Below are 21,853 nucleotides of genomic sequence, written 5' to 3' on the forward strand. Positions count from 1 at the left end.
GACGATCTGGATGCCGTTGCGGAGCGAGTAGGCCCCGGATCGGCGGCCCTTCGGGCCTTGTCCGGGGATGCGGCCGGAAGATCTGGGACCGACCGCCCCCCGGCTACCCGGCGGTGACGGCGAGTTTGGCGAGGTCGACATTGGCGCCGCAGACCAGGACGCCGACGCGCTCACCGGAGGCCGGGCGATAGGCGCCGGAGACGATCGCGGAGAGCGCCGCCGCCCCGCCCGGTTCCGCGGCGATGCCGAGCCGGCGCCACAGCCGGCGCTGCGTCTCCTCGATGGCGTTGTCGCCGACCAGCACGGCGTCGGCGACATGCTCGCGCGCGATCATGTGCACGATCTCACCGACCCGGCGTGCGCCTAGGCTGTCAGCGGCGATGGAATCGACCGGCACGTCGACGGGAGCACCGGCTTCCAGGGCGGCATGGAGGGCGCGCGACCCCTGCGGTTCGACCGCCACCACCTTGACGCGCCCGCCGTACCAGAGCGCGATGCCGGCGACGAGGCCACCGCCGCCAGCCGCGACCAGCACGGTGTCGAGATCCGGCATGTCGCGCTCCCATTCGAGACCGACCGTGCCCTGTCCGGCGACCGTGAACGGGCTGTCGAAGGGATGCACCATCAGCGCGCCGCTCTCCGCCGCATAGGCCTCCGACAGCACCTGCGCGTCGGCATAGCGCTCACCCTCGATGACCACGTCGGCGCCGTAGTCGCGGATGCGGGCGACCTTCACGGGGCTGGAGATGACCGGCACGAAGATGCGCGCCTTCACGCCCAGGCAGGCCGCCGCATAGGCGACTGCGGCGCCGTGATTGCCGCCCGAGGCGGCGGTCACGCCGGAGGCCGGAATCGTGCGCGCCAGCAGATTGTTGAACGCGCCGCGCGGCTTGAACGAGCCGGCATGCTGGAGCAGTTCGAGCTTCAGGTGGATCGGCTCGGCGACCCCGAAGGCAGCGCCTTCGACGGTCATCACGGGCGTGTGGCGGACATGCGGTGCGATGCGCCGATAGGCGGTCTCGATCGCGGCGGCATTCAGAACTTCGGCCATGAGGTCTCCCCACTGTGCCGACGGTCCTACAGGAGTGCGCCGTGCGCGCCAAGACTCAGCAGGGTTTCACAGAAACAGCCCCCCGACTTTGGGATAAAAACTCTGCTGAAACAAAAGGATCGAAGCCGGCAGGCGCGGGCCTGCCGACGCAGGCCTGCCCATCCGCCGCAGGACCGTCATCCCGACGGCTGACTTGTCGCCCCGGCGGCGGCACGGTATGGCGTTGCTGCGCCGCAACAGGGGACGGGCTCAGATGGGCGAAGCCATGCCGGCCATGCGCACCGTGACCGAACGCTACGAGCATCTCGTGGCGACCGGCGCGATCGGCCGCGATCCGGCCCAGGTCGACCTCGTCAACCGGCTCGACCGTCTGGCCGACGAACTCGGCACCGCGGCCCCGGCCTCCAAGGGCTCGGCGCTCGGCTGGATCTTCGGCCGCCGGATGCAGGCGAACCAGAAATCGGTGCGCGGGCTCTATGTCTGGGGCAAGGTCGGCCGCGGCAAGACCATGCTGATGGACCTGTTCTTCGAGCGCGCCCAGGTCAGCCGCAAGCGCCGGGCGCATTTCCACGCCTTCATGAGCGAGGTCCAGGACCGCATCCATGCCGCCCGGCAGGCGATCCTGAAGGGCGAGATCAAGGGCGACGACCCGATCGCCCCGGTCGCCGCCGACATCGCCAAGGAGGCGCGGCTGCTGTGCTTCGACGAGTTCGTCGTCACCGACATCGCCGATGCCATGATCCTCGGCCGTCTCTTCGCCCGGCTCTGGGAGGCCGGCACCTGCGTGGTGGCGACCTCCAATGTCGAGCCCGACCGGCTCTATTGGGAGGGGCTGAACCGGCCGCTGTTCCTGCCCTTCATCGACCTCCTGAAGGCCAACATGACTGTGCTGGAGCTCGACAGCCGCACCGATTTCCGCTCCGAGAAGGAGGATATCGGCCGGGTCTATTTCGCGCCGCTCGGGCCGGAGGCGGTCCAGGCGATCGATGCGATCTGGAACCGGCTGACCGGCGGCGCGGTCGGCGAGATGGCCTCGATCGATTTCCGCGGGCGCAAGATCGCCATCCCGCGCGCAGTCGGCGGCATCGCCCGCTTCTCCTTCGCGGATCTTTGCGAGCGCCCGCTCGCCGCCGCCGACTATCTGAAGATCGCCGGGCAGTACCATACCGTGATGCTCGAGGGCGTGCCCCTGCTCGGGCCGGAGAAGCGCAACGAGGCCAAGCGCTTCATTCATCTGGTCGACGCACTTTACGACAACCATATCCGTCTGGTCCTGACCGCCGCGGCCGAGCCTCAGGGGCTCTATCGCGGCGGCGAGGGAACCGAAGCCTTCGAGTTCCGGCGCACGGTTTCGCGGCTCATGGAGATGAGGTCGGCCGAATATCTTGCGCTGCCGCAAAATCCGTCTCAGTCGTCGCGATGAACTTGCCCAAACTATTGGCATGCCAGTCCTTTTACGGACATGCTGCACGGCCGCATCATTCGTTCGTTCGACTTGCACCCCGGTGCGGTTCGGAGTATTGCGACCCGCGGACAGGATGTCGCAGCCACCACCCCTCGACGCAAAGGATAGTCGCATGGCGCGTAACAAGATCGCCCTGATCGGCGCAGGCCAGATCGGCGGAACGCTCGCTCATCTTGCCGGCCTGAAGGAGCTCGGCGACATCGTTCTGTTCGACATCGTCGACGGCGTGCCGCAGGGCAAGGCGCTCGACCTGGCAGAATCCTCGCCGGTCGAGGGCTTCGACGCCAAGCTGGCCGGTGCCTCCTCCTACGAAGCGATCGCCGGGGCCGACGTGGTGATCGTCACCGCCGGCGTGCCGCGCAAGCCCGGCATGAGCCGCGACGACCTGCTCGGCATCAACCTCAAGGTCATGGAAGCGGTCGGCGCCGGCATCAAGCAGCATGCCCCCGACGCCTTCGTGATCTGCATCACCAACCCGCTCGACGCGATGGTCTGGGCGCTGCAGAAGTTCTCGGGCCTGCCGGCCAGCAAGGTCGTCGGCATGGCCGGCGTGCTAGACTCGGCCCGCTTCCGCTACTTCCTCGCCGAGGCGCTCGGCGTGTCGGTGCGCGATGTCCACGCCATGACGCTCGGCGGCCACGGCGACGACATGGTGCCGCTGGTCCGTCATTCGACCGTCGGCGGCGTGCCGCTGCCCGACCTGGTCACGATGGGCTGGCTGACCCAGGAAAAGCTCGACGCGATCGTGGAACGCACCCGCAAGGGCGGCGGCGAGATCGTCGCGCTGCTGAAGACCGGCTCGGCCTTCTACGCCCCGGCCAGCTCCGCCATCGCGATGGCCGAGAGCTACCTCAAGGACCAGAAGCGCATCCTGCCCTGCGCCGCCTATCTGACCGGCCAGTATGGCGTCGACAGCACCTATGTCGGCGTGCCCTGCCTGATCGGCGCCAACGGCGTCGAGAAGATCGTCGAGGTCGCCTTCAACGACGCCGAGAAGGCGATGTTCGCCAAGTCGCTCGCCTCGGTGAACGGCCTGATCGAAGCCTGCAAGCAGATCCAGCCGGCGCTCGCCTGATCGGGCCCGGCCGCAAGGCCGATCCGGCGGCGGCTCTCCTGCCGCCGGGTAGCCAGACCCGTTTCTTCCCGCAGCATCCTTTCGACCCTTCGCGCCGATGCCATGACATCGGCCGACCCGACGAGGCCAGGGACCCATGAATATCCACGAGTATCAAGCCAAGGCGGTCCTCAAGGACTACGGGGTTCCGGTTTCGGCCGGCGTTCCCGCCTTCACGGTCGACGAGGCCGTGGCGGGCGCGAAGGCGCTGCCGGGTCCGCTCTATGTCGTCAAGAGCCAGATCCACGCCGGCGGCCGCGGCAAGGGTAAGTTCAAGGAACTGCCCGCCGACGCCAAGGGCGGTGTCCGGCTCGCCAAGTCGGTCGAGGAGGTCGCGGCCCACGCCAAGGACATGCTCGGCAACACGCTGGTGACCCTGCAGACCGGCGCCGCCGGCAAGGTCGTCAACCGCCTCTATATCGAGGACGGCTCCGATATCGCCCGCGAGCTCTATCTGTCGATCCTGGTCGACCGCGCGACCGGCAAGGTCGCCTTCGTGGTCTCCACCGAGGGCGGCATGGACATCGAGGCGGTCGCCCACGACACGCCCGAGAAGATCCACACCTTCCGGGTCGACCCCGCCGCCGGCTACCAGCCCTATGTCGGCCGCAACGTCGCCTATGCGCTGAAGCTCGAAGGCGCGCAGATCAAGCAGTGCGTCAAGCTGGTCGGCGATCTCTACCGGGCCTTCGTCGAGAAGGACATGAGCCTGCTCGAGATCAACCCGCTGATCGTCACCAAGGACGGCAACCTGCGCGTCCTCGACGCCAAGGTGAACTTCGATTCCAACGCCCTCTTCCGGCATCCCGAGATCGTCGCCCTGCGCGACGAGACCGAAGAGGACCCGAAGGAGATCGAGGCGTCCAAGTACGACCTGTCCTATATCGCCCTCGATGGCACGATCGGCTGCATGGTCAACGGCGCCGGCCTCGCCATGGCGACGCTCGACATCATCCAGCTCTATGGCGAGAGCCCGGCCAACTTCCTCGACGTGGGCGGCGGTGCCTCGGAGGAGAAGGTCACCGCGGCCTTCAAGATCATCACCGCCGACCCGCAGGTGAAGGGCATCCTGGTCAACATCTTCGGCGGCATCATGAAGTGCGACATCATCGCGCGCGGCGTGCTGGCGGCGGTGAAGGCGGTCGGCCTGCAGGTTCCGCTGGTGGTGCGCCTTGAAGGCACCAATGTCGAACTCGGCAAGCAGATCATCCGCGAATCCGGTCTCAACGTGATCGCCGCCGACGACCTCGACGACGCCGCGCAGAAGATCGTCGCGGCGGTGAAGGGCTGAACATGCTCGCGCGGGAGGCGCTCGCCGCCTCCCAGCACGGCCGCCGCCTGAAGGCGGATAGCCCATTTACCTTCGTATTCCTTCCTGACAGCTGGCGGGTTCGCCTGGAGCTTCGAAGCCATGTCCGTACTGGTCAACAAGAACACCAAGGTCATCACCCAAGGCTTCACGGGAGCCCAGGGGACCTTCCATAGCGAGCAGGCGATCGCCTACGGCACCAAGGTGGTCGGCGGCGTGACCCCGGGCAAGGGCGGCTCGACCCATATCGGCCTGCCGGTCTACGACACGGTCGGCGAGGCCAAGGCCGCCACCGGCGCCACCGCCTCGGCCATCTACGTGCCGCCGCCCTTCGCGGCCGACGCGATCCTGGAGGCGATCGACGCCGAGATCGAGCTGATCGTATGCATCACCGAGGGCATCCCGGTGCTCGACATGGTGCGCGTCGGCAAGGCACTGAAGGGCTCGCGCTCGCGCCTGATCGGGCCGAACTGCCCCGGCGTGCTGACGCCCAACGAGTGCAAGATCGGCATCATGCCGGGCCACATCTTCCAGAAGGGCTCGGTCGGCATCGTCTCGCGCTCCGGCACGCTGACCTATGAGGCCGTCAAGCAGACGACCGATGTCGGCCTCGGCCAGACGACGGCGGTCGGCATCGGCGGCGACCCAGTCAAGGGCACCGAGTTCATCGACGTGCTCGACATGTTCCTGAACGATCCCGAGACCCAGTCGATCATCATGATCGGCGAGATCGGCGGCTCGGCCGAGGAAGAGGCGGCGGAGTTCATCGCCGGCCATGCCGTCAAGAAGCCGATGGTCGGCTTCATCGCCGGCGTCGCGGCCCCTCCCGGTCGTCGCATGGGTCATGCCGGCGCGATCATCTCGGGCGGCAAGGGCGGCGCCAACGACAAGATCAAGGCCATGGAGGCCGCCGGCATCCGCGTGTCACCGTCGCCGGCCAAGCTCGGCCAGACGCTCGCGGCGGTCCTCGCCGGCAAGTGAGACGACGACGCCTCGCGGCACCGTGAGGCGGACCTCGCGGCACCGTGAGGCGCAATCCGGGCTTCGGCCCACTAGATAAGGGGATGACGGCCGTCGGAGCCGAAATTTCGACGGCCGGTCCGAAGAGGCCGCGGCGGCCAGCCGCGCCCGGCAAGCCAAGAGAGGCGGAGCCGAGGGCTCCGGGACGGATATGGGTGAACCGGCCAATTCCGCGCTCCAGTTCCTGTCGGGCGGCAATGCCGCCTATATCGAGGAGCTGCACGCCCGCTACGAACAGGATCCGGCCTCCGTCGATGCCGGCTGGCGCGACTTCTTCGAAGAGGTCAAGGACGAGAAGCAGACCGTCCTGAAGAACGCGCGCGGCGCCAGCTGGGAGCGCAGCGACTGGCCGCGGCCGGCCAACGGCGAACTGGTCTCCGCGCTCGACAGCGACTGGGGCTGGCTGGAAAAGCAGGCCGGCGACAAGATCAAGGCGAAGGCCAAGGGCACCGAGATCACGCAGGAGCAGTTGCAGGCTGCTGCGCGCGACTCCGTCCGCGCCATCATGATGATCCGCGCCTACCGCATGCGCGGCCACCTGCATGCCGATCTCGACCCGCTCGGCCTCGCCCCCGAGAAGGACCACGAGGAGTTGCATCCGGCCAGCTACGGCTTCACCGAGCGCGACCTCGATCGCAAGATCTTCATCGACAACGTGCTCGGCCTCGAATTCGCGACCGTGCGCGAGATGATCGCGATCCTGCGCCGCACCTACTGCCAGACGCTCGGCGTCGAGTTCATGCACATCTCCGATCCGGCCGAGAAGAGCTGGATCCAGGCGCGCATCGAGGGGCCGGACAAGCAGATCGCCTTCACCCGCGAGGGCAAGCGCGCCATCCTGCGCAAGCTGATCGAGGCCGAGGGCTTCGAGAAGTTCATCGACGTGAAGTATACCGGCACCAAGCGCTTCGGCCTCGACGGCGGCGAGGCGCTCGTGCCGGCGCTCGAACAGATCATCAAGCGCGGCGGCAATCTCGGCGTCAGCGAGATCGTGCTCGGCATGGCCCATCGCGGCCGGCTCAACGTGCTCGCCCAGGTGATGGGCAAGCCGCACCGGATCATCTTCCACGAGTTCAAGGGCGGTTCGGCCGCTCCCGACGAGGTCGAAGGCTCCGGCGACGTCAAGTACCATCTTGGCGCGTCCTCGGACCGCGAGTTCGACAACAACCGGGTCCACCTGTCGCTGACCGCCAACCCGTCGCACCTTGAGATCGTCGATCCGGTCGTGCTCGGCAAGGCGCGCGCCAAGCAGGACCAGCTCGCCGACAAGCCGCGCAGCGAGGTCGTGCCGCTCGAGCAGCGCGCCCGCGTGCTGCCGCTCCTGATCCATGGCGACGCCGCCTTCGCCGGCCAGGGTGTGGTCGCCGAATGTCTCGGCCTGTCCGGCCTGCGCGGCCACCGCACCGCCGGCTCGATCCATTTCATCATCAACAACCAGATCGGCTTCACCACCAATCCGCGCTTCTCGCGCTCCTCGCCCTACCCGTCCGACGTGGCGAAGATGATCGAGGCGCCGATCTTCCACGTGAACGGCGACGATCCGGAAGCGGTGACCTTCGCCGCCAAGGTGGCGACCGAGTTCCGGCAGAAGTTCCACAAGCCGGTCGTGATCGACATGATCTGCTACCGGCGCTTCGGCCATAACGAAGGCGACGAGCCCGGCTTCACCCAGCCGATCATGTACCGGAAGATCCGCAACCATCCGACCTCGGTGCAGATCTATTCCGAGAAGCTGGTCGCCGAGGGCGTGGTCACGCGCGGCGAGGTCGAGGAGTGGATCGCCGACTGGCGCAAGCACCTCAACAACGAGCACGAGGCCGGCCAGAGCTACAAGCCCAACAAGGCGGACTGGCTCGACGGCCGCTGGGCGGGCCTGAAGTCGGCCGGCGGCGATCCGGACGAGGCGCGCCGCGGCAAGACCGGCCTGCCCACCGACAAGCTGAAGTCGCTCGGCCTCAAGCTGACCGAGGTGCCGAAGGGCTTCAACGTCCACAAGACGATCGGCCGCTTCCTCGACAACCGCCGCACCATGATGGAGACCGGCGAGGGTATCGACTGGGCGACCGCCGAGGCGCTGGCCTTTGCGACCCTGATCGACGAGGGCCATCCGATCCGCCTGTCCGGGCAGGATTGCGAGCGCGGCACCTTCAGCCAGCGTCACACGGTGCTCTACGATCAGGAGACCGAGGCCCGCTACATCCCGCTCAACAACCTGGCGCCGGGCCAGGCCCGCTACGAGGTCATCAACTCGATGCTCTCGGAAGAGGCCGTGCTCGGCTTCGAATACGGCTACACCCTGGCCGAGCCCGACGCGCTGACCCTATGGGAAGCCCAGTTCGGCGACTTCGCCAACGGTGCCCAGGTCGTGTTCGACCAGTTCCTGTCCTCCGGCGAGCGCAAGTGGCTGCGCATGTCGGGCCTCGTCTGCCTGCTGCCGCACGGCTACGAAGGCCAGGGGCCGGAGCATTCCTCCGCCCGCCTGGAGCGCTTCCTGCAGATGTGCGCGGAAGACAACATGCAGGTGGTCTACGCCTCGACGCCGGCCAACTACTTCCACGTCCTGCGCCGGCAGCTGCATCGCGAGTTCCGCAAGCCGCTCATCCTGATGACGCCGAAGTCGCTGCTGCGTCACAAGAAGTGCGTCTCCAAGCTGTCCGATCTGGCCGACGGTTCGTCGTTCCACCGGGTGCTGTTCGACCACGCCGAGACCAACCCGGAACTGACCGCGACCCGGCTGAAGCCCGATCAGCAGATCCGGCGCGTCGTGCTCTGCACCGGCAAGGTCTATTACGACCTGCTCGAGGAGCGCGAGAAGCGCGGCATCGACGACATCTACCTGATGCGCGTCGAGCAGCTCTATCCGGTACCGCTCAAGGCGCTGGTCAAGGAGTTGACCCGCTTCCGTCATGCCGAAATCGTGTGGTGCCAGGAAGAACCCAAGAACATGGGTTCTTGGTTCTTCATCGAGCCCTATCTCGAATGGATCCTGGCCCAGATCGACGCCAAGACCCGGCGGCCGCGCTATACCGGCCGCGCCGCCTCGGCCGCCACGGCGACCGGCCTGATGTCCAAGCACGTCGCGCAGCTGCAGGCGTTCATGAACGACGCCCTCGGCGATTGATCCTCCTCCAGCGTCGGGCGACCCCGGGTCGCCCGATGACCCAAGAAGGCAAGAGACCCTCACCATGGCCACCGAAATCAAGGTTCCGACGCTCGGGGAATCCGTCACCGAGGCCACCGTCGCCAAGTGGTTCAAGAAGCCCGGCGAGGCCGTGAAGGCGGACGAGCCGCTGGTCGAGCTGGAGACCGACAAGGTCACGGTCGAGGTTCCCGCCCCGGCCGCCGGCGTGCTCGAATCGATCGTCGCCAAGGAAGGCGAGACGGTCGGCGTCGCCGCGCTGCTCGGCACCATCGCGGCCGGCGCCGCCGCCACCGCATCGGCCCCCGCCGCCGCGCCGGCCCCTGCCCCGGCGGCTGCCGCCCCGGCACCCGTGGCCACCGCGGCCGCTCCGGCCGGCGGGATGCCGCCCGCGCCGTCGGCCGCCAAGATGATGGCCGAGACCGGCGTCAGCGTCGCGGAAGGCTCCGGCAAGCGCGGCCAGGTCCTCAAGGAGGACGTGATCGCCGCCGCCACGGCCCCCAAGCCGGCGCCCGCCCCGGTCGCCGTGGCCCCGGCCGCCCCGCCGGCGCCGCGCCCGACCCCGCAGGCCGACGATTCGGTGCGCGAAGAGCGCGTCAAGATGACCAAGCTGCGCCAGACCATCGCGCGCCGCCTGAAGGACGCCCAGAATACCGCCGCCATGCTGACGACGTTCAACGACGTCGACATGTCGGCCCTGATGGCCATCCGCAATCAGTACAAGGACCTGTTCGAGAAGAAGCACGGCGTGCGCGTCGGCTTCATGGGCTTCTTCGTCAAGGCCTGCGTGGCCGCACTGAAGGAGATCCCGGCCGTCAACGGCGAGATCGACGGACAGGACATCATTTACAAGAACTACTACCACATCGGCGTGGCGGTCGGCTCCGACAAGGGCCTCGTCGTTCCGGTCGTGCGCGATGCCGACCGGCTGTCGATCGCCGGCGTCGAGAAGACGATCGGCGAGTTCGGCCGCCGCGCCCGCGACGGCCAGCTCAAGATCGACGAGATGATGGGTGGCACCTTCACCATCTCCAACGGCGGCGTCTACGGCTCGCTGATGTCGACCCCGATCCTGAACGCGCCGCAGTCGGCGATCCTCGGCATGCATCGCATCGAGGACCGTCCGGTGGTGCGCAACGGCCAGATCGTCATCCGCCCGATGATGTATCTCGCCCTCTCCTACGACCACCGCATCATCGACGGCAAGGAAGCCGTCACCTTCCTGGTGCGCGTCAAGGAGATGATCGAGGACCCGCAGCGCCTGGTCATGGACATCTGACGCCACGCACGGGCGCGGTCGGAGCAGCCCTGCGCTCCGCCGGGCTTGCGCCGTGACAAAGCTTGTGGCGGCATCCTGTCCGGTCGGGCCGGATGCCGTTTGCGTTCCGGCCCGTCGCGTGCCGGCGGCGGGGATTTCCCGATCCGACGCGCAGCACCGTCATGTCGCCCGCCAGGAGATCCGCCCGATGCGCCTTCGTCCCCTGTTCCTGGTCGGCCTGGTGCTGGTCATGACCGGGTCCGGCGTCGCCGCGGCGGCCGGGTCGCTCGCATGGCGCGGCCATATCCCGGCCGACACCGGCCTGATCGCCTTCGGCCTGGCGGCGACGGCGCTCACGGCAGGCATCCATTTCGTCATCAAGGCCATCGTGCCCAAGAAACGCCGCGACGCGGCCCAGGGATCGGAGACCAGACCATGAGCAAGGGCGTCCTCATCGTCACCGGCGGCAGCCGCGGCATCGGCCGCGCCACCGTGCTGCTCGCCGCCGCGCGCGGCTACGATGTCGTGTTCTCCTATGTCAGCGACGAGGGCGCAGCCCGCTCGCTGGTCGCGGCCGTCGAGGCGGCCGGCGGCAAGGCCGTCGCAGTGAAGAGCGACATCGGCTCGGAGGCCGACACGCTCGCCCTGTTCGCGGAAGCCGATCGGCACGGCACCCTGGTCGGCCTCGTCAACAATGCCGGCGTGGTCGACCTGCCGGCGCGCGTGGAGGAGATCAGCGTCGAGCGTCTGGAGCGGATGCTGCGGATCAACGTGATCGGCTCGATCGTCGCCGCGCGCGAGGCGCTGAAGCGCATGTCGACCCGCCATGGCGGCAAGGGCGGGGCGATCGTCAACCTGAGCTCGGCCGCCGCCACGCTCGGCTCGCCCGGCCAGTATGTCCACTATGCCGCCGCCAAGGGCGCCATCGACGTGTTCACCCTCGGCCTCGGCCGCGAGGTGGCCGCGGAGGGCGTGCGCGTCAACGCCATCCGGCCCGGCCTGATAGACACCGACATCCACGCCTCCGGCGGCATCCCAGACCGGGTCGCACAGCTGCGCGAGTCCATCCCGATGAAGCGCGAAGGCACCGCCGAGGAATGCGCCAACGCCATCCTATGGCTGATCTCGGACGAGAGCAGCTACACCACCGCCTCGGTGGTCACGGTCTCGGGCGGACGCTGAGCCGCTGCGGCCGGCAGGATCCCCGAAACGGTCGGCACCTATACCAAAGCCGAGTGCGTCCGGGGCCATTCCTGCGCTATAAGGCCGCAACCCCATCGCGGTCCGGCACCGGCCGGGCCGGCATCATCGGCTGAACCGGTCGGCACGGTCGACCGGTCCGGCCGGCAGCCAGGAAAGCACCGAACGCCATGTTGTACGATCTCGTCGTCATCGGAACCGGCCCCGGCGGCTATGTCTGCGCCATCCGCGCCGCACAGCTCGGCATGAAGGTGGCGGTGGTCGAGAAGCGCAAGACCCATGGCGGCACCTGCCTGAATGTCGGCTGCATCCCGTCCAAGGCGCTGCTGCACGCCTCCGAACTGTTCGACGAGGCCCGCCACGGCTTCGCCGCCCTCGGCATCAAGGCGACCGCCGAACTCGACCTGCCGACCATGATGAAGCACCGCGCCGACACCGTGACGTCGAACGTCACCGGCATCGACTTCCTCATGAAGAAGAACAAGATCACGCCGATCCACGGCACCGGCCGCATCCTGTCGCCCGCCCAGGTCGAGGTGACCGCGGCCGACGGCGCCGTGCAGGTGATCGACACCAAGGCGATCGTGATCGCCACGGGCTCGGATGTGGCCCGGCTGCCGGGCATCGAGATCGACGAGCGCCAGGTGGTGTCCTCGACCGGCGCGCTCGAACTCGACGCCGTTCCGGCGCGGCTGATCGTGGTCGGCGCGGGCGTGATCGGGCTCGAACTCGGCTCGGTCTGGCGCCGACTGGGGTCCAAGGTGACGGTGGTCGAGTATCTCGACCGCATCCTGCCCGGCATGGACACGGAGGTCGCCAAGGCCTTCCAGCGCATCCTGGAGAAGCAGGGCTTCGCCTTCAAGCTCGGCACCAAGGTGACCGGCATCGCGAAGACCGAAGCCGGCCTGACGGCGACGGTCGAGCCGGCCGCTGGCGGCGCCGCGGAGACGATCGAGGCCGACGTGGTGCTGGTCGCCATCGGCCGCGTGCCGTTCACCGCCGGGCTCGGCCTCGACGAGGTCGGCGTCGCCAAGGACCCGCGCGGCCGCGTGGTGATCGACGACCATTTCCGCACCAACGTTCCGGGCATCTACGCCATCGGCGACGTGGTGCGCGGGCCGATGCTGGCCCACAAGGCCGAGGACGAGGGCGTCGCGCTGGCCGAGATGCTCGCCGGCCAGGCCGGCCACGTGAACTACGACGTGATCCCGGGCGTGGTCTACACCATGCCGGAGGTGGCGACCGTCGGTAAGTCCGAAGAGGACCTGAAGGCCGCCGGCATCGCCTACCGGGTCGGCAAGTTCCCCTTCACCGCCAACGGCCGCGCCAAGGCCAACCGCCAGACCGACGGCTTCGTGAAGATCCTCGCCGACGCCGCGACCGACCGCGTCCTCGGCGTCCACATCCTCGGCGCCGGCGCCGGCGAGATTATCCACGAGGCCGCCGTGCTGATGGAGTTCGGCGGCTCCGCCGAAGACCTCGCCCGCACCTGCCACGCCCACCCGACCATGTCGGAAGCCGTCAAGGAGGCCGCCATGGCGGTCGACAAGCGCGCCATCCACATGTGACCGGCTCCCCGAACGCCTGCCGATCCACCCCCTTCATCCGCCCTTCGGGCACCTTCTCCCCCCTTCAGGGGGCGAAGGGGAAGGAGCCGCGGGCGCGGCGACTTGCGCGGCTTTCCTCGATCTCTCAACCCGTTGTCCCCTTCTCCCCTCAAGGGGGGAGAAGGTGGCCGAAGGCCGGATGAGGGGGTCGATGCCGCGGAAACGCGAAAAATTTCCGGCCCTCACTTCTGCCGTTTCAGGCGGTAGGTGACCCGGCGGGGTTCGAGGGGCACGGTGCGGAATCGGGTGGTGACGGTCATGCGCAGGCTGCCGCGTTCGGGAGCCTCGACCAGGATGCGGCGTTCGACGCGTTCCTCGTCGATCACGGCGGCGAGGGTCGGCGTGCCGCCTTCGCCGGCTTCGCCCCATTGGCCGGAAACCGGCCGCCAGACGCATTCGTAGTGCAGGCAGCGAACCGTCAGGGCGATCTGCACCTTCGGCCCCTCGCCGCGCGGAACGGGGCGGCGGCAGTCGACGCGGATTTCGGCCGCGATCACGTCGCTGCCCTCAACGGCCTCGCTGTTCAGCCAGGACCCGGCATAGCCCCATTCGTCGCAGGCCGGCCCGGCCGCCCATGACGGGATCGCGCCGCCGGAACCGGCCAGCACGAACGCGGCGGTCCAGAGCGCGACGACGTTCGTCGCAGGCCTCGTCATCGGTCTCTCCCGCTCTCGCCGGACCCGCACCGGACAAACGTCCGGGTCGTTCCGAAAGCATGGCGGGGAGACTGGAGCGAGGCTGGTGAACCGGGCCGGAAACGCCCGTTCAGCCGGCATTCATCCGGTGTGCGCGGTTCAGCGGACGGCGGTGACCTTGTAGCCCGCTTCGCGCAGCAGGCGGACCAGGCCCTTCTCGCCGATCAGATGCAGCGCACCGACCGCCAGGAAGGCGCCGCCCTGGTCGATCAGCGGCCTTGCCGCCTCCAGCATCTTGGCGTTGCGGCGGAAGGAGGCGTTCTCCATCACGCTCGCCGCGGTCTTGTCGGCGCCGGTGCGCGCGAAGATGTCGATCGAGAAGGCCCAGAGCAGGTCGATGCGACCGGCCGCATAGAAGCGCACCGACGTCTCCTGATAGTCGACCGATCGGGCGTCGATCGACAGGATCGACTTCAACAGGGCGATTTGCTCGGCCTCGCTCATCTGGTCGATGGACGAGAACTGGTCCTTGACCGTTTCGAGGTCGAGCACGGGGACTTTGCGCGCCCGTCCGGCCTTGCCGATCGCGATGTCCAGCATGTCCTGGCCCGCCTGCCAGCGCTTCAACTCGCACGGCGGGTAGAGCAGCGCTCCGAACACCACGACCCAGGGCTTCCAGCCGGCCACGGCCCAGCCCGGCAGCCCGCGCGCCTCGAAGGCCTTGGCGGTCGCCGCCCAGGTCTCCGGCCCGAGCACGCCCGGCAGGCTGCGTCCGTCGGTGAAAAGCATCGAATCGATCCCTTCCGCATAGGCGGTGCCGGCGGATTTCGGATCGAGCACCGAGGTATTCTCCAGGGCCACCACCCGCGCCCCGTCGAGCGCCTTGCGGACGGCCGGCTTCAGATCGGTCACGCGCGGATCGGACAGGTGGATCGTGCCGAGCAGCCAGGACGGCGTCTTGGAGGCCTTGCCTTCGATCTTCCAGAAGACCGCATCGCCGTTCTCGATCCCGGCCGCCCGGGCCTCGATCGCCCGCCAGCGCTCCGGTTCGTCCGCGGCGATGGCGGGGCGCAGATCGGTGCCGGCACAGACCGGCGTCTCGGCCCGGGCCGATGTGCCACCGAAGGCCAGCAGGGCCGCGAAGACGACGGGGAACAGGCGGACGGCATTCTGGGACATGTCGAACCTCAGGCGCGCGGATGCGTGCGGCGGTAGACCTCGATCAGGCGGGTCGCATCGACACCGGTATAGACCTGCGTGGTCGAAAGCGAGGCGTGACCGAGCAGTTCCTGGATCGAGCGGAGATCGGCGCCGGCGGACAGCAGATGGGTCGCGAAGGAATGGCGCAGAGCATGCGGGGTCGCGCTGTCGGGCAGGCCGAGCGCACCGCGCAGCCGCTCGATGGCCAGTTGCACGATGCGGGGCGACAGGGGACCGCCGCGCACCCCGACGAAGAGCGGCCCGTCCGGCGGCAGGGCGTAGGGGCAGAGCCGGAGATAGTCGGCGAGGCCGGCCCGGATCGCCGGCAGGATCGGCACGATCCGCGTCTTGCCGCCCTTGCCGGTGACGCGCAGCACGTCGGCGGCGAGCGGCGCCTCGGCGCGGGTCAGCCCCAGCGCCTCCGAGATGCGCAGGCCGGCGCCGTAGAGGAGGCTCATCACCGCGGCGTCACGGGCGGCCACCCAGGGCTCCTCGGCCAGGCTCTCGCCGGCATCGACCAGCCGCAGGGCCTGGCCCGCCTCGACCGGCTTGGGCAGGGACTTGCGCGCCTTGGGCGCCCGAACGGCCGCGAACGGGGCCGCATTGGCCTCGCCGCGGCGCTCCAGGAAGCGGATGAAGGACCGGATGCCGGCGAGCGACCGGCCGAGGCTGCGCGCCTCGATGCCCTCGCCGCGCCGGCGCGCCAGGAAGGCGCGGATGTCGGCCGGCCGGAGCTCGGACAGGGACGCGATGCGCGGCGGCTCGCCGAGATGCAGCGTCAGGAAGGACAGGAACTGCCGGAGGTCGCGATCATAGGCCTCCAGCGTCTTCGGCGAGGCACGCCGCTCGGCGCCGAGATGGCGCTGCCAGTCGGCTGCGGCGGCGGCAAGATCGGGTGCCGCGATCAGGAGGGGCGATTCGGCCGTCATGCCGCCATCCTGATCGAGGCGTGATGAACAGCCGATTAGCGACTATCGTCCCTGCCTGCCGCCGGCCCCCCCGAATCGAACCATCCCATCGACACACCCCCATGGCCCAGACCGACCTCCTGTTCGACAGCCCCGCCGCGTCCCCCCGGGACGTGGTGCCGGTGGTCGTGCCGGTGGCGCTCGACCACGCCTACTCGTACCGGGTGCCGCGCGGGGTGACGGTGCAGCCGGGCACCATCGTGCAGGTGCCGCTCGGCACCCGCGAGGTGACCGGCGTGGTCTGGGACGACGAACCCGGCGGGGAGACCGTCGGCCATAACCGGCTGAAGCCGATCGCCGCCGTCCACGACGCGCCGCCGCTCGGCGAGACCATCCGCCGCTTCGTCGATTGGGTGTCGCGCTACTACATGATGCCGCGCGGCATGGTGCTGCGCATGGTGCTGCGGTCGCCCGAGGCGCTCGAGCCGGAGGCGCCGATCCGCGGCGTCCGCCTCGTCGGCGCCCCGCCGGAACGGCTGACGCCGGCGAGGCGGCGCGTCCTGGAGGCCCTGGTCGACGGGCTCGCCTGGTCGCGCCTCGGCCTTGCCGCCCAGGCCGGCGTCTCGGTGTCGGTGGTCGATGGGTTGATCGACTGCGGCACGCTGGAGACGGTCGAACTGCGCGCCGGCCGACCGGCCGACATTCCCGAACCCGACTACGGCCGCCTCGCCCTCACCGACGACCAGCAGGCGGCGGCCGAGGACCTGACCGCGACCGTCGCCGAGGGCGGCTTCAAGGTGGTGCTGATCGACGGCGTCACCGGCTCGGGCAAGACGGAGGTCTATTTCGAGGCCATTGCGGCCGCCGTGAAGGCCGGACGGCAGGCGCTGGTGCTGCTGCCCGAGATTGCCCTGACGGCCGAGTTCACCGACCGCTTCGCGGCCCGGTTCGGCGCCAAGCCGGAGGAATGGCATTCCGACGTGTCGGCCAAGGCGCGCGCGCGCACCTGGCGCGGGGTCGCCACCGGCGAGGTGCGCTGCGTGATCGGCGCCCGCTCGGCCCTGTTCCTGCCCTTTCGCGATCTCGGCCTGATCGTCGTCGACGAGGAGCATGACGGCGCCTACAAGCAGGACGAGGGCGTCGTCTATCACGCCCGCGACATGGCGGTGGTGCGCGGCCGGCTCGGCGGCTTCCCCGTCGTGCTCGCCTCGGCGACGCCCTCGATCGAGAGCCGGGTCAATGCCGACCAGGGCCGCTATCGCCGCCTCGTCCTCCCGTCGCGTGTCGGCGGCGCACGGCTGCCCGAGATCTCGGCCATCGACCTGCGCCAGAAGACCCTGCCGCGCGGCCGGGCGATCGCGCCGCGCCTGCAGACGGCGATCGACGAGGCGATCGGGCGCGGCGAGCAGGCGCTCCTGTTCCTGAACCGCCGGGGCTACGCACCGCTGACGCTCTGCCGCAGTTGCGGCCATCGCTTCGAATGCCCGAACTGCTCGACCTGGCTGGTCGAGCACCGCTTTCGCGGCGTGCTCGCCTGCCACCATTGCGGCCATACCGAGCGCCGGCCGGATGCCTGCCCGTCCTGCGGCGACCTGGACAGCCTGACCGCCTGCGGCCCCGGCGTCGAGCGCGTCGCCGAAGAGGCCGCCGCGCTGTTTCCCGAGGCCCGGCGGCTGGTGCTGTCCTCGGACATGCCCGGGGGCACGAAGCGGCTGAAGGACGAATTGGGCGCCATCGCCAAGGGCGAGTTCGACCTGGTCATCGGCACCCAGCTGGTCGCCAAGGGGCACAACTTCCCGAAGATGACCGTCGTCGGCGTGGTCGACGCCGATCTCGGCCTCGCTCATGGCGATCCGCGCGCGGCCGAGAAGACCTTCCAACTCCTGCAGCAGGTGACCGGCCGCGCCGGCCGGGCCGGTGGCGAAGCGCGCGGCTTCCTGCAGACTCATGCGCCCGACCATCCGGTCATGAAGGCGATCATCGCCGGCGACCGCGAGCGATTCTATACCGCCGAGATCGACGAGCGCCGCCGCGCCTTCATGCCGCCCTTCAGCCGGCTCGCCGCCGTGATCGTCTCCGCCGACGAGCGCGAGCCGGCGCTGGCCGCCGCGCGCGACCTCGCCGGCGCGATCCCGCCCGCCGACGCGATCCGCGTGCTCGGCCCGGCCGAGGCCCCGATCGCGGTCATGCGCGGCCGCCACCGTCTGCGATTCCTGGTGATCGCGCCCCGACAGGCCGACCTGCAGGGCTATCTCGCCCAATGGCTGCAGGGCCGTCGCTGGGGCAAGGGCGGCATCAAGATCCAGGTGGACATCGACCCGCAGAGCTTCCTGTAGCCCCGTCCCGGCAGTGCACCGCCGCAATGGCGGTAAACCGCCACCGAAACTGACCTTAGACTTTCGGAAATGTCGCAACGCATCATGTTGCGTGGGTCATACCCATATGCTAGGACACCCCCGGCTTCGGGTGGCGCATCCTTACTGCGCAGGACGCCCGAGCAAAAAGCCGAACAGAATCAAGGGCGTGCGGAGGCGGTTAACCTTTGCCCGTCCGAATTGGCGTGGGGGTCTTCGCCCTTGACTGAGTCAACGATCGTTACCGGCGTCGCGCAGCGTTATGCCGGCGCCCTGTTCGACCTGGCGCTCGATGCGGGCGCCGTGGATCAGGTCGCGGCCGACCTCGACGCCTTCGAGGGTCTGGTCAAGGAAAGTGCCGATCTGAAGCGGCTCGTGATGAGCCCCGTCTTCGCGGCCGAAGAGCAGATCCGTGCCATCTCGGCCGTGCTCGCGCGGGCCGGGATCGGCGGTCTCGCCGCCAACCTGATCCGGCTGGCCGCGCAGAATCGCCGGCTGTTCGCCATTCCCGACATGATTGCCGGCTATCGTGCTCTGGTCGCCGCCCATCGCGGCGAGGCGACCGCCTCCGTCGTGTCGGCGGAGCCGCTCTCCGACGATCAGGTCGCCGCGCTGAAGGATGCCCTCGCGGGCGCCACCGGCGGTCGCCAAGTCAAGCTCGTATCGTCTGTGGATCCGTCGCTCATCGGTGGCCTGATCGTGAAGGTCGGCAGCCGGATGATCGACACCTCGCTCAAGACGAAACTCACTTCCCTCAAGGTCGCACTGAAAGAGGTCCGCTGATGGATATCCGGGCGGCGGAAATTTCCGCAATCCTGAAGGAGCAGATCAAGAACTTCGGCCAGGAAGCCGAAGTTTCTGAGGTCGGTCAGGTTCTCTCCGTCGGCGACGGCATCGCGCGCGTCTACGGCCTCGACAAGGTCCAGGCCGGCGAGATGGTCGAGTTCGCCAACGGCGTCCGCGGCATGGCGCTGAACCTCGAAGTCGACAATGTCGGCATCGTCATCTTCGGCACGGACCGTGACATCAAGGAAGGCGACACGGTCAAGCGCACCGGCGCGATCGTGGACGTTCCGGTCGGCAAGGGCCTGCTCGGCCGCGTGGTCGACGGTCTCGGCAATCCGATCGACGGCAAGGGTCCGATCGAGTTCGTCGAGCGCCGCCGCGTCGACGTGAAGGCGCCGGGCATCATCCCGCGCAAATCGGTGCACGAGCCGATGTCGACCGGCCTGAAGGCCATCGACGCGCTGATCCCGATCGGCCGCGGCCAGCGCGAGCTGATCATCGGCGACCGCCAGACCGGCAAGACCGCGATCGCGCTCGACACGATCCTGAACCAGAAGCCGCTCAACCAGGGCACGGACGAGAGCGCCAAGCTCTATTGCGTCTACGTCGCCGTGGGTCAGAAGCGCTCCACCGTCGCCCAGTTCGTCAAGGTGCTCGAAGAGCAGGGCGCGCTGGAATATTCGATCGTCGTCGCCGCGACTGCCTCGGACCCGGCGCCGATGCAGTTCATCGCCCCCTTCGCGGGCTGCGCGATGGGCGAATATTTCCGCGACAACGGCATGCATGCGGTCATCATCTATGACGACCTGTCCAAGCAGGCCGTCGCCTACCGCCAGATGTCGCTGCTGCTGCGCCGCCCGCCGGGCCGCGAAGCCTATCCGGGCGACGTGTTCTACCTGCATTCGCGCCTTCTCGAGCGCGCCGCGAAGCTCAACAAGGAGAACGGCCTCGGCTCGCTGACCGCTCTCCCGGTCATCGAGACGCAGGCGAACGACGTGTCGGCCTATATCCCGACCAACGTCATCTCGATCACCGACGGCCAGATCTTCCTCGAGACCGACCTGTTCTACCAGGGCGTCCGCCCGGCGGTGAACGTCGGCCTCTCGGTCTCGCGCGTCGGCTCCTCGGCCCAGATCAAGGCGATGAAGCAGGTTGCCGGCAAGATCAAGGGCGAGCTCGCCCAGTATCGCGAGATGGCCGCCTTCGCCCAGTTCGGTTCGGACCTCGATGCGGTGACGCAGAAGCTCCTGAACCGCGGCGCCCGCCTGACCGAACTCCTGAAGCAGCCGCAGTTCTCGCCGCTGAAGACGGAAGAGCAGGTCTGCGTGATCTATGCCGGCGTCAACGGCTATCTCGATACCCTGCCGGTGTCGCGCGTCCGCGCCTTCGAGGACGGCCTGCTGCGCCTGCTGCGCTCCGAGCACGCCGCTCTTCTGAACGGCATCCGGGACAAGAAGGAACTCACCGACGAATTCGGCGCCAAGCTGAAGAGCGTCGTCGAGGCTTTCGCCAAGTCCTTCGCCTGATGCCCCGTTGGGACGACGCCGTCGGCTGGATAAGCCGTCGGCATCGTCCGCAACGCCCTTGAGGGAGCCGAGACGGCCCGATGCCGAGCCTGAAGTCACTCCGCAACCGTATCGCCTCGGTCAAGGCGACGCAGAAGATCACCAAGGCCATGCAGATGGTCGCGGCAGCGAAGCTGCGCCGCGCCCAGATGGCGGCCGAGGCCGCGCGTCCCTATGCCGAGCGCATGAGCACCGTGCTCGCCAATCTCGGCCAGGCCTTCGAGGGCAAGCCGGATGCGCCCGCCCTGCTCGCCGGCAACGGCAAGTCGGACGTGCATCTGCTGGTGGTCTGCACCGCCGAGCGCGGTCTTTGCGGCGCCTTCAACTCGTCGATCGCCCGTCTGGCCCGCGACCATGCCAACCGGCTCATCGCCTCCGGCAAGACGGTCAAGATCCTGTGCGTCGGCCGCAAGGGGGCTGAATCCCTCAAGCGTCTGTTCGGCGACAAGATCATCGAAGTCGTCGAACTGAAGGGCATCCGCCAGATCGGCTTCGGCGAGGCCCAGATGGTCGCCCGCAAGGTGCTGGATCTGTACAGCGCCGGCGAATTCGATGTGGCGACGCTGTTCTTCTCGCAGTTCCGTTCGGTGATCCTGCAGATCCCGACCGCGCAGCGCCTGATCCCGGCCGAGATCCCGACCGATGCGGCACCGGCCGCCGCGGGCGGCGCGATCTACGAGGTCGAGCCGAGCGAGGAGGAGATCCTGGGCGATCTGTTGCCGCGCAACGTTGCGGTCCAGGTGTTCAAGGCGCTCCTCGAGAACGCCGCCTCCGAGCAGGGCGCGCGCATGTCCGCCATGGACAGCGCGACCCGCAATGCCGGCGAGATGATCAAGAAGCTGACGACCAACTACAACCGGACCCGTCAGGCGCAGATCACCAAGGAACTCATCGAGATCATCTCGGGCGCCGAAGCCGTCTAGACGGAACCCGGCGCCCCGGGTTTGATTGTGATCACGAGCGGATGGAGGCATGGCATGGCCGAGCAGCCGGACCACATCGTGATCGAGATGCTGAAGCGGATCCGCGCCTCGCAGGAGCGGATGGAATTGGACCTATCCGACCTGAAGTCTCGGGTATCGTCGCTGGAGCTCCATCAGGGCCAGACCCTGGCCATGATGGGCGGCATCAGCCAGCGACTTGACCGCCTGGACGAACGGATCGGACGCATCGAACGCAGGCTCGACCTGGTCGACGCCTGATCGGAACAGAATACCCCTCGGTCGCCCCTGGCGGTTTCGA

Annotated in this window: 18 protein-coding genes; 14 read left to right on the forward strand and 4 right to left on the reverse strand. The window is 68.6% G+C overall.

Annotation, left to right across the window (positions count from 1 at the left end):
- Positions 1–103: 103 nt before the first annotated feature.
- Positions 104–1,051, reverse strand: a complete 948-nt coding sequence (locus KL771_RS24890; RefSeq protein WP_261971213.1) for a threonine/serine dehydratase — start codon at positions 1,049–1,051, stop codon at positions 104–106.
- A 253-nt stretch (positions 1,052–1,304) separates the two neighbouring features.
- On the opposite strand from KL771_RS24890, the gene zapE reads away from it, so the two are divergent.
- The 9 genes from zapE to lpdA all read left to right on the forward strand — a co-directional run bounded on the left by zapE (position 1,305) and on the right by lpdA (position 13,124).
- Entirely contained in the window at positions 1,305–2,474 is a 1,170-nt protein-coding gene (gene zapE / locus KL771_RS24895; protein ID WP_261971214.1) for a cell division protein ZapE, read from the forward strand.
- A gap of 154 nt (positions 2,475–2,628) precedes the next feature.
- Positions 2,629–3,591, forward strand: a complete 963-nt coding sequence (gene mdh, locus KL771_RS24900; protein WP_261971215.1) for a malate dehydrogenase — start codon at positions 2,629–2,631, stop codon at positions 3,589–3,591.
- A 136-nt stretch (positions 3,592–3,727) separates the two neighbouring features.
- On the forward strand, positions 3,728–4,921 hold the full coding sequence (gene sucC, locus KL771_RS24905) for an ADP-forming succinate--CoA ligase subunit beta (protein WP_261971216.1): 1,194 nt from the start codon (positions 3,728–3,730) through the stop codon (positions 4,919–4,921).
- Positions 4,922–5,041: 120 nt separating this feature from the next.
- Positions 5,042–5,920, forward strand: a complete 879-nt coding sequence (gene sucD / locus KL771_RS24910) for a succinate--CoA ligase subunit alpha (RefSeq protein WP_261971217.1) — start codon at positions 5,042–5,044, stop codon at positions 5,918–5,920.
- 190 nt (positions 5,921–6,110) lie between these two features.
- Entirely contained in the window at positions 6,111–9,080 is a 2,970-nt protein-coding gene (locus KL771_RS24915; protein WP_261971218.1) for a 2-oxoglutarate dehydrogenase E1 component, read from the forward strand.
- A gap of 64 nt (positions 9,081–9,144) precedes the next feature.
- On the forward strand, positions 9,145–10,377 hold the full coding sequence (odhB, locus tag KL771_RS24920) for a 2-oxoglutarate dehydrogenase complex dihydrolipoyllysine-residue succinyltransferase (RefSeq protein WP_261971219.1): 1,233 nt from the start codon (positions 9,145–9,147) through the stop codon (positions 10,375–10,377).
- Between the two features lie 187 nt (positions 10,378–10,564).
- Positions 10,565–10,795, forward strand: a complete 231-nt coding sequence (locus KL771_RS24925) for a hypothetical protein (protein ID WP_261971220.1) — start codon at positions 10,565–10,567, stop codon at positions 10,793–10,795.
- Positions 10,792–11,538: an SDR family oxidoreductase gene (locus tag KL771_RS24930; protein ID WP_261971221.1), complete on the forward strand. Its 747-nt coding sequence runs from the start codon at positions 10,792–10,794 to the stop codon at positions 11,536–11,538. Before KL771_RS24925 ends, KL771_RS24930 begins: the two co-directional genes overlap by 4 nt.
- 188 nt (positions 11,539–11,726) lie before the next feature.
- Positions 11,727–13,124, forward strand: a complete 1,398-nt coding sequence (lpdA, locus tag KL771_RS24935) for a dihydrolipoyl dehydrogenase (RefSeq protein ID WP_261971222.1) — start codon at positions 11,727–11,729, stop codon at positions 13,122–13,124.
- Positions 13,125–13,345: 221 nt separating this feature from the next.
- Here the strand turns inward: lpdA and KL771_RS24940 are convergent, their stop codons facing one another.
- The 3 genes from KL771_RS24940 to KL771_RS24950 form a co-directional block, all read right to left on the reverse strand.
- Positions 13,346–13,819 (reverse strand): hypothetical protein, encoded by a 474-nt coding sequence (locus tag KL771_RS24940; RefSeq protein WP_261971223.1) that lies wholly within the window; start codon positions 13,817–13,819, stop codon positions 13,346–13,348.
- 138 nt (positions 13,820–13,957) lie between these two features.
- The gene (locus tag KL771_RS24945; protein WP_261971224.1) at positions 13,958–14,977 is read right to left on the reverse strand and encodes a TraB/GumN family protein; all 1,020 of its coding nucleotides are present in this window, start codon (positions 14,975–14,977) and stop codon (positions 13,958–13,960) included.
- Positions 14,978–14,985: 8 nt separating this feature from the next.
- Positions 14,986–15,927 carry a tyrosine recombinase XerC gene (locus KL771_RS24950; protein ID WP_261971225.1) on the reverse strand — a complete coding sequence of 314 codons (942 nt, stop codon included), beginning with the start codon at positions 15,925–15,927 and terminating at the stop codon, positions 14,986–14,988.
- Between the two features lie 101 nt (positions 15,928–16,028).
- Here KL771_RS24950 and KL771_RS24955 point away from each other — a divergent pair, with 101 nt between their 5' ends.
- From KL771_RS24955 to KL771_RS24975, 5 genes are all read left to right on the forward strand, one after another.
- On the forward strand, positions 16,029–18,242 hold the full coding sequence (locus tag KL771_RS24955) for a primosomal protein N' (protein WP_261971226.1): 2,214 nt from the start codon (positions 16,029–16,031) through the stop codon (positions 18,240–18,242).
- 240 nt (positions 18,243–18,482) lie between these two features.
- The gene (locus tag KL771_RS24960; protein WP_054358694.1) at positions 18,483–19,043 is read left to right on the forward strand and encodes a F0F1 ATP synthase subunit delta; all 561 of its coding nucleotides are present in this window, start codon (positions 18,483–18,485) and stop codon (positions 19,041–19,043) included.
- The gene (atpA, locus tag KL771_RS24965; RefSeq protein ID WP_261971227.1) at positions 19,043–20,572 is read left to right on the forward strand and encodes a F0F1 ATP synthase subunit alpha; all 1,530 of its coding nucleotides are present in this window, start codon (positions 19,043–19,045) and stop codon (positions 20,570–20,572) included. The genes KL771_RS24960 and atpA overlap by 1 nt, the downstream gene beginning before the upstream one ends.
- An 80-nt stretch (positions 20,573–20,652) precedes the next feature.
- Positions 20,653–21,534, forward strand: coding sequence for a F0F1 ATP synthase subunit gamma (locus tag KL771_RS24970; RefSeq protein ID WP_261971228.1), 882 nt, complete (start codon positions 20,653–20,655; stop codon positions 21,532–21,534).
- Between the two features lie 54 nt (positions 21,535–21,588).
- Positions 21,589–21,813: a hypothetical protein gene (locus tag KL771_RS24975; protein WP_261971229.1), complete on the forward strand. Its 225-nt coding sequence runs from the start codon at positions 21,589–21,591 to the stop codon at positions 21,811–21,813.
- Positions 21,814–21,853 lie beyond the last annotated feature (40 nt).

Origin of the sequence: Prosthecodimorpha staleyi (assembly GCF_018729455.1) — a bacterium.
In the GTDB taxonomy this organism is placed as follows: Bacteria; Pseudomonadota; Alphaproteobacteria; order Rhizobiales; family Ancalomicrobiaceae; genus Prosthecodimorpha; species Prosthecodimorpha staleyi.

Excerpts from the sequence above, each read along its gene's own strand:
- KL771_RS24890 (WP_261971213.1), bottom strand. The coding sequence starts at position 1,051 with ATGGCCGAAGTTCTGAATGCCGCCGCGATCGAGACCGCCTATCGGCGC.
- zapE (WP_261971214.1), top strand. The coding sequence starts at position 1,305 with ATGGGCGAAGCCATGCCGGCCATGCGCACCGTGACCGAACGCTACGAG.
- mdh (WP_261971215.1), top strand. The coding sequence starts at position 2,629 with ATGGCGCGTAACAAGATCGCCCTGATCGGCGCAGGCCAGATCGGCGGA.
- sucC (WP_261971216.1), top strand. The coding sequence starts at position 3,728 with ATGAATATCCACGAGTATCAAGCCAAGGCGGTCCTCAAGGACTACGGG.
- sucD (WP_261971217.1), top strand. The coding sequence starts at position 5,042 with ATGTCCGTACTGGTCAACAAGAACACCAAGGTCATCACCCAAGGCTTC.
- KL771_RS24915 (WP_261971218.1), top strand. The coding sequence starts at position 6,111 with ATGGGTGAACCGGCCAATTCCGCGCTCCAGTTCCTGTCGGGCGGCAAT.
- odhB (WP_261971219.1), top strand. The coding sequence starts at position 9,145 with ATGGCCACCGAAATCAAGGTTCCGACGCTCGGGGAATCCGTCACCGAG.
- KL771_RS24925 (WP_261971220.1), top strand. The coding sequence starts at position 10,565 with ATGCGCCTTCGTCCCCTGTTCCTGGTCGGCCTGGTGCTGGTCATGACC.
- KL771_RS24930 (WP_261971221.1), top strand. The coding sequence starts at position 10,792 with ATGAGCAAGGGCGTCCTCATCGTCACCGGCGGCAGCCGCGGCATCGGC.
- lpdA (WP_261971222.1), top strand. The coding sequence starts at position 11,727 with ATGTTGTACGATCTCGTCGTCATCGGAACCGGCCCCGGCGGCTATGTC.
- KL771_RS24940 (WP_261971223.1), bottom strand. The coding sequence starts at position 13,819 with ATGACGAGGCCTGCGACGAACGTCGTCGCGCTCTGGACCGCCGCGTTC.
- KL771_RS24945 (WP_261971224.1), bottom strand. The coding sequence starts at position 14,977 with ATGTCCCAGAATGCCGTCCGCCTGTTCCCCGTCGTCTTCGCGGCCCTG.
- KL771_RS24950 (WP_261971225.1), bottom strand. The coding sequence starts at position 15,927 with ATGACGGCCGAATCGCCCCTCCTGATCGCGGCACCCGATCTTGCCGCC.
- KL771_RS24955 (WP_261971226.1), top strand. The coding sequence starts at position 16,029 with ATGGCCCAGACCGACCTCCTGTTCGACAGCCCCGCCGCGTCCCCCCGG.
- atpA (WP_261971227.1), top strand. The coding sequence starts at position 19,043 with ATGGATATCCGGGCGGCGGAAATTTCCGCAATCCTGAAGGAGCAGATC.
- KL771_RS24970 (WP_261971228.1), top strand. The coding sequence starts at position 20,653 with ATGCCGAGCCTGAAGTCACTCCGCAACCGTATCGCCTCGGTCAAGGCG.
- KL771_RS24975 (WP_261971229.1), top strand. The coding sequence starts at position 21,589 with ATGGCCGAGCAGCCGGACCACATCGTGATCGAGATGCTGAAGCGGATC.